We start from the raw sequence: 8,681 nt of genomic DNA on the forward strand, positions 1-8,681 counted from the left end.
TCTCCGCCCTCCGGTCGGCCTCACTGGAGCGACTGCGGGTGCCGGTGAATACCCGTGCCGCGGTGCCGCAGCCGATCATCAAGGTACGAGAACGATGACGCTGCCGGTGTCAGGCGAACACCCGACAGCCAGGCGGACACCGACTGGATATGGTTCAGTTCGTCGAGCATGATGACGTCGTCGTCGAGCGCCTGGGTGACGAGCCCGCACTTGGTGCGGCGACCGCCCGGTGTTGCCGTGTCTCGTCCACGTTCGTGCGATGTACGTGTGGACGGTTGTCACGGTGACGTGAGTTTCACGGCGACGAGATCCCTGGACGAGGAGGCGAACCGCCCCGTAGGTGCGGACGGCCTTTCGGCGCGTTTCAGGCCGTCGGAAAGGTCGCCGAGCAGGGCAGATGCAGATTCGTCGACAACGTTGGGACGCGTAGGCGGGGGGTGTTCGTGAACGGTGTTCGTTTGATGCTGCGCTCCCCGGACTTCGCGCGGCTGTGGTTCGCGGGCCTTGTCTCCAAAACCGGCGACTGGCTGCTGCTGATCGCCATGCCGATCTTCTTGCTGCATCTGACCGGTTCTGGAGTGGCTACGGCCACCGTTCTGGTAATCGAGCTCCTGGTCCGCTTCTTCTTCGGTCAGTTCGCCGGGCTCTTGGCGGACGCGGTCGACCGGTGGCTCGTTCTGCGGGTGGGACCCGTTCTTCAGGGGTTGTTCCTGCTGCCTCTGCTCGCCGTGCACTCGGTCGACCAGATCTGGGTCGTGATGGTCGTCGCCGCGGTCGAGGCGGCGCTCGGTGTCCTCATGTCCGTAACGCTCGGCGCGATGCTGCCGGACGTGGTCGACGAGGACGATCTCGTCGCGGCCAACGGGATGTTCGGCGTGGCGGGCGACGTGGCGCGGCTCGCCGGTGCGATGGCGGGCGGACTGGCCCTGTCCTGGGGAGGGATCTCCGGCGTCGTCGTGGCGGACGCGGTGTCGTTCGCCTTGGCATGGTTGATCTTCGTCGTGCGGGCGGTGCCGTCCGGTGAGGACAGGTCGACTAGGGTGCGAGAAGGGCTGTCGGTACGAGCTTGGCGTGAGGGTGTGCTCCAGGTTCGCGAGGACCGCCGGCTGTGGGGCGCGGTGGTCGTGACGTCGATCGTGACTTTCGCGCAAGGCATTTCGCAGTTGCTGCTGATCGTGTTCGTGCTGGACCTGTTGCACGGCGACGCGGCGGACGTCGGTGTGTTGCGTGGAGTCGTGGGCATCGGGACGCTCATCGGCGGGTTTCTGCTGTCGGCGGTCGGTGGATGGCTCGCCCCGCACCGGTTGGCGGGCTTGAGCCTCGTCGCGGTTGGCGTGCTGAACCTTGTCGCGTGGAACGGGCCGGCCTTCACCACTGCTGTGCCCGTCTACGCGGTCGTGCTCGGTCTGTCCGGGCTTCCGGGGGTCGGGGCGTTCGTGGGCGTGATCTCGGTGCTGCAGGCCGGCATGGCCAAAGAAGATCGAGGCAAGGTCTTCGGACTGCTGGTTTCGGCGAACAGCGGTGCGCAGGGCGTCGGGCTGTTGCTCGGTGGTCTGTTGATTGACGTCCTGTCCCCGGTTCTCCTTCTCAACTTCCAGGCGGTGCTGATCGTGCTGTCCGGCGTTGCGGCGATCATCTGGTTGCGCGATCGCACGGCGGCGGGGGCGGGCCGCGAGGCTGAGCCGGCGTCGTCCGCTGGTTCCTGAACACTTCCGGTTTCCGGGCGGTCGCGCCCTGAGAACTCTTCGCGTATTGGGGGATTCGTGAACTTCGACGGCTGGAAATCTTTGGCGCCGTACGACGGTGGTGGCATCGTGTTGGCAGTCGATTTCACCCAGGGACGGCCAGGTGGGTCATTCGCCGACCTTTCCGACCGGCTCGAGGTGGATGCGGCCTTCCTGGAGACCCAGGTGGTCGGTTCGGCCCGTTGGGCTGGGCTGCCGGTCGACCCTGAACGATATGTCGAGACCTGGCTGAACGGTGTGTCGGCGCACGCGGAGTCAGTTGTCGGAGTAATAGGCTATTGCGCTGGCGCCGCGTTCGCCTCTGCGCTGGCCGATCGGCTGGCTGAGAATTTCTCGGTCGAGTCCAAGCTGATTCTTCTCAATCCAATGGCCGCGACTCCGAGAATCATGCGCGGCGAGTTCGTGGATGCTGTCCGCGGACTGGGCGAAGGGTTGTCGGAGCCGGAGATCGAGGATGAGCGCCGGTGGGTGCGCGACCTGTCTTCAGGTGATGACGCCGACGTTGTCGCCCTGGGGAAGAAGCTGTTGAACCGGTACCGGTCTTCCGTTGACGTCGTGGTCGATCGGCTGGAGCTGGAGGACGACGTGGCCGACGAGCTTTCGTCGCGCTTCGCGTCGTACCTGGACTACCTGATGGCCGCGAGCACTGTTCCGCTGGTGGGCCGCCGCACTCGGCCCGTGGTCATGTACGACACGGCCTACGAGGTGGCGCCCGAGTTCGCGGAGAGGTGTGTTCGCGTCGATGTCGGCGACGGTCATCTGCTCGACAGCGCAGGTGTGGCAGACGTTTGCTCTGCCTTGTTCGGGCAGGCCAGGAGCTCGGTGTCGACGTAGGCTCGTTGATCGCGGGTCCGGGCCCGCGATCTCCGCGGGCCCGGACGCCTGTCGCTCAGCGGCGCTTGCCCTGCCATTCGGGTGCTCCGGCGGTCACGACTGCCAGTTCGCGCGGACGCAAATTGTCCATGATGTCCATCAGTTCGATCGACTTGCCGAGGCGCGATCGGATCCGAGAGCGGATCCGGACTGCCGTCAGTGACGTCGCGCCGAGATCCGCAAGGCTGCTGTTGTGATCGATGTCCTCCCTCTTCAGTAGTTCGCGAAATATTTCGACGATGATCTTCGTGGTTTCTGCGAGGTCGGTTGTCGGAGACATCTTCTGAGTTGATCCTGTCATTCGATAGCCCCCAGGGCGCGTTGTTTCCGGGTAATCTCACGGTACTGCACGGCTAGTGCTGCCTCAAGCTTCGGGGGAGTTCTTCGTCTCTTGGCCGAGGATTGAGTCGAGTTGGAAGTTCTTCCTCGTGCCGTGTTGTCGTGCTAGTGTGCTGCAATAGCCCTGAGGGTCCTGTGGGTGCAGGAGAGAGTGTCTTGATCGTGTCCGGCCGGCCTGGTGGTCGTCGGCATTTCCCGGGGGGATTGAGTGGGGTTTTCTCGCGCGCGAACCAACCGTGCGCCGAATTTGAGGCGACAATTCCGGTGCGCGGCGGCGGTCGCCGCCTGCACGCTCCTTCGACCTCAGGTGAGGCGGCGGGCAGTGGCTGATCGAACCGGAACAGTGCGATGAACCAGTTGACCGAGGACTACCTTGCGTTCCAGTCGAACGGCGGGCCGGAACGCGCGGAAGCGTCGTGGCGAGCCGCGCAGCGCCTGCGTGCGCTTTTCGGTGTCGAACACCTCGCCCGGCCGGTCTACCTGGACCGGGAGCAGATCGCGGAGCTCGACCGGGACCTGCCCGCGTTGCACCGCCTGCTGAACGACCTTCCCGCCCGGTTGTGCGACGGCGACCTCGCGTCGTTCGCGCGGTTGTGCGGCGCTACCCCCGCGCAGGTCGACGCGGTGCTGGCGACCTCTCATCCGACGGGGTGGCCGCTCGCGCGTGCCGACCTGTTGCACACGGATGACAGGTTCGTCGCGATCGAGACGAACCTGGCGGCCGTGGGTGGTACTGAGACGGGTGAGCTGTGCCGGGCGATGACGGCGATCCCCGAGATCGGGGAGTTCGTCGCCGCCCGCGATCTGACCTTCACCGATCCCGGCATCGCCTTCCGCGAGGTGTTGCGGGCGGAGGCAGATCGCATCGGTCGAGGAACCGAGGCGGGGATCGCGGTCGTGTGCGCTCCCGAGGATCCACCGCGCACACGTGCTGTGTTCGAACTGCTCGCGTTGCTGCTGGAAGAAGACGGCTACACTGCGGTCGCCTGCAGCCTCGACGAGCTGTCGTACCAGGGTGCGGAGGTACGTGCCAACGGCGCACGGGTCGACCTCGTGCTGCGGTTCTTCTTCCTCGACCGCGTCGGCGGCCAGGGCGAGGACAGCCTCATCGCCCCGCTGCTCGACGCCTGCAGGCGGGAGCAGGTCGTGCTGCTAGCACCTTTCTCCGCCGATCTCGTCGGAGGCAAGCGCGCTTTCGCACTTCCTTGGCACAGTGAGTTCGCCGGCGACTTCACCGCTGAGGAGCGTGAGCTCGTCGCCCGGCTCACGCCCTGGTCGCACGTGCTGCGAGACCGTATCTCCACTGCGGATGGAGTGCTGGTCGACGCGCTGGAGCACTGCGTGGCCGAACGCCCCCGCCTCGTGCTCAAGGGCGGAATGTCGCAGGCCGGGCACGACATCGTGATGGGCCGCGACCTGACCGATGCGCAGTGGCGAGCCGCGGTCTCCGACGGTCTTCGCCGGCGATCGGTGGTGCAGCAACTCGTGGAGGCGCCGCCTGAGCCCTTTGTCGAGGGCTGGCCGCGGACGGTCGCCGAGCGCACGGTCAACTGGGGCGTGTACGTCATCGGTGGGCGCTATGCCGGCGTCATGGCTCGTGGAGCGCTCGCCGGCCGCGCTGGAATCATCAGTTATGAGAGCGGTGCTCTGCTCGGATGTTCTTTCGAGGAGCGGAGGACTGGAGCCGCACCCGAGGCAGTGGCGTCATGACGTTGGCGTTCGTCGCGAAAGCCGCGTTGCTGGCAGCGTTCATCGGCTATCTCGGGTACGCGGCTGTCTGTGCGCGGCCGCGGTTCCTGTCGTGGCCCATGTTCACCAGGATCACGTTCACGCGTTTCCAGCTCTCCAACGGAGCCGACGGCGAACCGATCGACCACTGGCGGCACCTCGTCACGTTCGACTCCTACCACGACATCGGCACCGTCGATGAGTTTCTCGGTTACCTCAGGGACGTCCACGGGATCTACGCCGAAGGCATCGTGACCTATGTGGACACCGATGGCGTGCATGCACTGGAGGTGTGCGATGGCGAGCTGGATCTCTGACTACCTGTTCGGCGGGCTGAGCAGCACCGTTCCGTCCATGGCCGTGTCCGCGTTCCGCGTGGTGCTGGCCGTCGCCGTGCTGGCCAAATTCACCGCTGACCACCGCAACGGGGCGTGGACCTTCCTGCGGGTAGATGGTTTCGTCGGCCATCGGCACCGGCGCGTTCATCCCAAGCTGACGCCGTCCACGGCCGTGTACCGCGTGCTCTACGTCGGGAAGTTCGTCGCGGCGGGCTGCCTCCTGCTCGGCGTCGTGCCGCAGATCGCTGGGGCGGCGGTTGCCCTGTGGTTGTTCTTCGAGCTGACGTTCGACCCCGAGAACCACACCTCTCTGCTGGCGACCTGCGCGTTGCTCCTCTCGTTCAGCCCCGGTGTCGACGACTGCCTCACCTGGCGGACGGTGCTCGACGGGATGCGCGAGGGTTTCGCGGTCGTGATCGAGAGGGAGCAGGTATCGGTGACGGACCCGTTCGCTCAGCTTCTGATCATGATCCTGGTGACGCAGATGTATCTGGCAACCGCGCTGCGGAAGATCCGCTCGGTGGACTTCCGCAGTGGCCGGCTGCTGCACCGCGTCGCAGAGCACCTCACTCTGGTCTCAGACGAACTGCCCCAGCGTCAGAGCTGGTTCCCGCAGTGGTTCGTTCGACGCTTCGCGCTCGGCGACCACGACCGGCTCAGCGCGCGCTGGCGGCGCGCGGCGATCGCCACGATCTCCCTTGAGATCCTCGTCCCCCCGGGGTTGTACTTCCCGAGCACCTGGCCGTACGCGGCGGTGGCCGGCCTGGCCATGCACCTGGGCTTCGGCTTCCTGCTACCGGCACGCCTGACGTCGTTCGGGCTCGCCTCGGTCGGCACCTACCTGTTGTTCGCATCACCGTTGACGGCTCAGTGAGCTCGTTCCCGCACATTCCCGCCACAGCAGAAAGTTCAGACGATGTCCGACCTCGCCCGTGATCTCGACTCCGCTTCCGTGGCTGGTGATGGCTCGGTCATCGACACGCCCGGTGAGCGGGTGATGACGACGGAAGTGCTCGTCGCGCAGGAAGGCGTGAGCGACGACGCCGTTCAGGTGGTGAGCTGGCTGGCCGGCGACGGCGGTGAGGTGCGTGCCGGTGCACCACTCGTCGAGGTGGAGACCTCGAAGGTCGCCGTTGAGGTGGTGAGTCCCCGCGACGGGTACCTGGTACGGGTCGCCGCGGTGGGGGATGTCGTCGCGGTTGGCGGTGTGCTCGCGCGAATCTGTTCCTCCGCCGCAGAGGCGGAGTCGTTGCGGAGCGAGAAGCGGATCATCGCCGATGAAGGGAGCACCTCGACCGACCGCTTCTCGAAGTCGGCGCTGAGGTACGTGCAGGAGCACGGGATCGACTTGTCCGCTTTCGACGGGTTCGACCTCGTGACGTTGCAGGACGTGGAACGGGTTCACCAGTCCGTCTCGGCCGATGCCGACCGCCCCGCCGGTGTGGTGCCGCTCAGCCGGGCCAAGACCGTGGAGGTCGAACGGCTGTTGGGGGCCAACGTCCTCAACGCGGCGTTGTCGGTCCAGTTCGACGGAACCGCGCTGCGTGCTTCGTGCGCGGATGCGGATCTGCCGTCGTTGCGGCAGCTTGCCCTTTTCGTGCGAGCGGTGGCTGTCGCCCTGCGCGATTTCCCCGCTCTCAACGCTTTCTTCGACAACGGGGTCCGTCACTACGACTCGATCAACGTTGGGGTCGCGATCGACCTCGGCGACGGGCTGCAGGTCGGCGTCGTGCACGGTGCGGACCAGATGGCCGCTGACGAGGTCGAGGAGCGGGTCGGGGAACTGATGGCGCGCTATGTCGACGCGGACCTCGCACTGGCTGACGTCACCGGCGCGACTGTCACGGTGAGCGATCTGTCGGTGGAGGGTGTGCTGTCGTTCCAGCCACTGTTGAACCACCGGCAAGCGCTCGCGATCGGAACGGGTGGCGACCCGTCGCTGCCCGGCCAGCCGTTCACCATCACGGCTACCTTCGACCACCGGGTGACGAGTGGACGCGAGGTCAGCCAGTTTCTGACCGCGTGTAGGCGAGCGCTGGGGGTCTGTGGTGCTTGATGTGACAGGTGAGGTCGCGGTGGACCAGGTAACCGAGAAGGAGCGGTCGCTCTGGCTGCTGCAGCAGTTGGTGCCGGCGAGCGGGGTCAGCAACATCCCGGTCGGCTTGCGCATCGAGGGGCACGTGAGGTGGTGGCCGATGCAGCAGGCGATGAACCTCGTGGTCGCCCGGCATCCGGCGTTGCGCACGGTCTACCGCGCGGACGGCGACGTGCTGCACAAGCACGTGTCCGATGTGGAGGTCGGGATCGAGACGGTTCCCGTTTCCGAGATCGGGCTTGACGACGTCCTAGCGGAGTTCGCGGCGCGTCCCTTCGTTCTCGACGGGGTCCCACTGGTTCGGGCAGGGCTGTTCCCTTCCTCAAAAGGTGACGTCTTCTGCGTGGTCGCACACCACCTGGTCTTCGACGCCGCGTCGGTCCGTGTGCTGATCCACGATCTGCTCACCGCGTATGCGCACTTCTCGAACGACGTCCCGCTTCCGCCCGGTTGGACCGACGAGGTACCCGGCCCCGGTGAGCTCTCGTCGTCTCCGGAGACCAGGTCGTTCTGGTCGGAGCTGCTGGCCGGTGCGCGACCGGGCGGTATGAAGCTCCGCATCGGACGGTCGGAACCGGCCAGTCCCACGTTGGCGGGAGAGGTGCTGCGGCTCGACCTTCCGGCCGCGACGGTCTTGACAACGCGCTCGCTCAGCAAGCGGGCGAAGACGACGGAGAACGCCGTGTACCTCGCTGCGTTCTACCTGTTGTTGCTCCGTAACGGCGCGGCGGAGGATCTGGTGGTCGGTGTGCCCATCGACGTGCACGGTGCCCGCCGCACCGACTCGATCGGCAATCATGCCAACACGTTCGCTTTGCGGTTGCTGGTGAGCCGTGACTGGAGCTTCGCGGAGCTCGCTCGCCGAACCCGCGACCTGCTCGTGGATGTGATGAGGAATCGCGCCATGCCGGCGGACGATTTCCTCGAGCACCTCCGGGGAGATCCCGCCGAATGGCGCACGACGCCGTTCCGGCACATGTTCAACTACCTGCCCGTCGCGATGACCGACGATCTGACGCTCGATGAGGGGCGGGTGCGCACCTTCCGTCTGCACAACGGCTCCAGTCGGTTCGACTTCGAGTTCCTGGTCATGCCGGGAGCCGACGGGACCGGTCTGCGCATCACCTACAGCAAGGAGGTGCACGACCGGGCCGAGCTGGAGAAGCTGGCCGCGGAGTACGACGCGTTGCTGACGGCCGTCGCCGCCGATCCGGACCGGTCACTGGACGAGGTGCTGCCACCGTCGCCGAACCGGACTCCGGCCAGTGCGGTCGTGGCGGACGCACCGGCCGGCGCTTCGCCGCACGCCGGTGAGGTGGACGAGGAGCTGGTGTCCCAACTGGTCGCGCTGTGGGAGCGCCTGCTCAAGCGGTCCGACCTCACACCCGACTCCCACTTCTTCACCGAAGGTGGCAGATCGCTGCTGGCCGCGCGACTGGTTCAGGAGGCCGGCCGCATCGCCGGTGTGAAGGTGAAGCTGAACCGCCTGTTCGCGGCGCCGACTCCGCGCGGGCTCGCCGCACACATCATCGTCGCCCGCACCGAGTCGGCGGGGTAGCCGAG

Annotated in this window: 9 protein-coding genes; 7 read left to right on the plus strand and 2 right to left on the minus strand. The window is 66.4% G+C overall.

Annotated features, from left to right (window positions below):
* Nucleotides 1-20: 20 nt before the first annotated feature.
* Nucleotides 21-170, minus strand: coding sequence for a hypothetical protein (locus tag ALI22I_RS50570; RefSeq protein ID WP_179118150.1), 150 nt, complete (start codon nt 168-170; stop codon nt 21-23).
* Between the two features lie 291 nt (nt 171-461).
* Between ALI22I_RS50570 and ALI22I_RS08230 the strand changes: the two genes are divergently transcribed.
* Nucleotides 462-1,706, plus strand: a complete 1,245-nt coding sequence (locus ALI22I_RS08230) for an MFS transporter (protein WP_143532058.1) — start codon at nt 462-464, stop codon at nt 1,704-1,706.
* Between the two features lie 57 nt (nt 1,707-1,763).
* Nucleotides 1,764-2,579, plus strand: coding sequence for a hypothetical protein (locus tag ALI22I_RS08235; protein ID WP_143532059.1), 816 nt, complete (start codon nt 1,764-1,766; stop codon nt 2,577-2,579).
* A gap of 55 nt (nt 2,580-2,634) precedes the next feature.
* Here the strand turns inward: ALI22I_RS08235 and ALI22I_RS08240 are convergent, their stop codons facing one another.
* On the minus strand, nt 2,635-2,898 hold the full coding sequence (locus ALI22I_RS08240) for an acyl carrier protein (protein ID WP_077004877.1): 264 nt from the start codon (nt 2,896-2,898) through the stop codon (nt 2,635-2,637).
* A gap of 407 nt (nt 2,899-3,305) precedes the next feature.
* Here ALI22I_RS08240 and ALI22I_RS08245 point away from each other — a divergent pair, with 407 nt between their 5' ends.
* From ALI22I_RS08245 to ALI22I_RS08265, 5 genes are read left to right on the plus strand one after another with little or no spacing between them, the layout of a single operon-like run.
* Nucleotides 3,306-4,667, plus strand: coding sequence for a hypothetical protein (locus ALI22I_RS08245; protein ID WP_077004878.1), 1,362 nt, complete (start codon nt 3,306-3,308; stop codon nt 4,665-4,667).
* Nucleotides 4,668-4,669: 2 nt separating this feature from the next.
* Nucleotides 4,670-5,002 carry a hypothetical protein gene (locus tag ALI22I_RS08250; RefSeq protein ID WP_143532060.1) on the plus strand — a complete coding sequence of 111 codons (333 nt, stop codon included), beginning with the start codon at nt 4,670-4,672 and terminating at the stop codon, nt 5,000-5,002.
* Nucleotides 4,983-5,897 carry a hypothetical protein gene (locus ALI22I_RS08255; protein WP_077004880.1) on the plus strand — a complete coding sequence of 305 codons (915 nt, stop codon included), beginning with the start codon at nt 4,983-4,985 and terminating at the stop codon, nt 5,895-5,897. Before ALI22I_RS08250 ends, ALI22I_RS08255 begins: the two co-directional genes overlap by 20 nt.
* 42 nt (nt 5,898-5,939) lie before the next feature.
* Nucleotides 5,940-7,079, plus strand: a complete 1,140-nt coding sequence (locus ALI22I_RS08260) for a 2-oxo acid dehydrogenase subunit E2 (protein ID WP_083751548.1) — start codon at nt 5,940-5,942, stop codon at nt 7,077-7,079.
* Between the two features lie 19 nt (nt 7,080-7,098).
* A complete protein-coding gene (locus ALI22I_RS08265; RefSeq protein ID WP_179118151.1) occupies nt 7,099-8,676 on the plus strand; it encodes a condensation domain-containing protein in 1,578 nt (525 codons plus the stop codon).
* Nucleotides 8,677-8,681 lie beyond the last annotated feature (5 nt).

The sequence above is a fragment of the Saccharothrix sp. ALI-22-I genome (assembly GCF_001984175.1).
Taxonomy (GTDB): domain Bacteria; phylum Actinomycetota; class Actinomycetes; order Mycobacteriales; family Pseudonocardiaceae; genus Actinosynnema.

Coding starts and splice junctions, on each gene's coding strand:
- ALI22I_RS08255 (WP_077004880.1), top strand. CDS start 4,983: ATGGCGAGCTGGATCTCTGACTACCTGTTCGGCGGGCTGAGCAGCACC.
- ALI22I_RS08240 (WP_077004877.1), bottom strand. CDS start 2,898: ATGTCTCCGACAACCGACCTCGCAGAAACCACGAAGATCATCGTCGAA.
- ALI22I_RS50570 (WP_179118150.1), bottom strand. CDS start 170: ATGCTCGACGAACTGAACCATATCCAGTCGGTGTCCGCCTGGCTGTCG.
- ALI22I_RS08230 (WP_143532058.1), top strand. CDS start 462: ATGCTGCGCTCCCCGGACTTCGCGCGGCTGTGGTTCGCGGGCCTTGTC.
- ALI22I_RS08245 (WP_077004878.1), top strand. CDS start 3,306: ATGAACCAGTTGACCGAGGACTACCTTGCGTTCCAGTCGAACGGCGGG.
- ALI22I_RS08260 (WP_083751548.1), top strand. CDS start 5,940: ATGTCCGACCTCGCCCGTGATCTCGACTCCGCTTCCGTGGCTGGTGAT.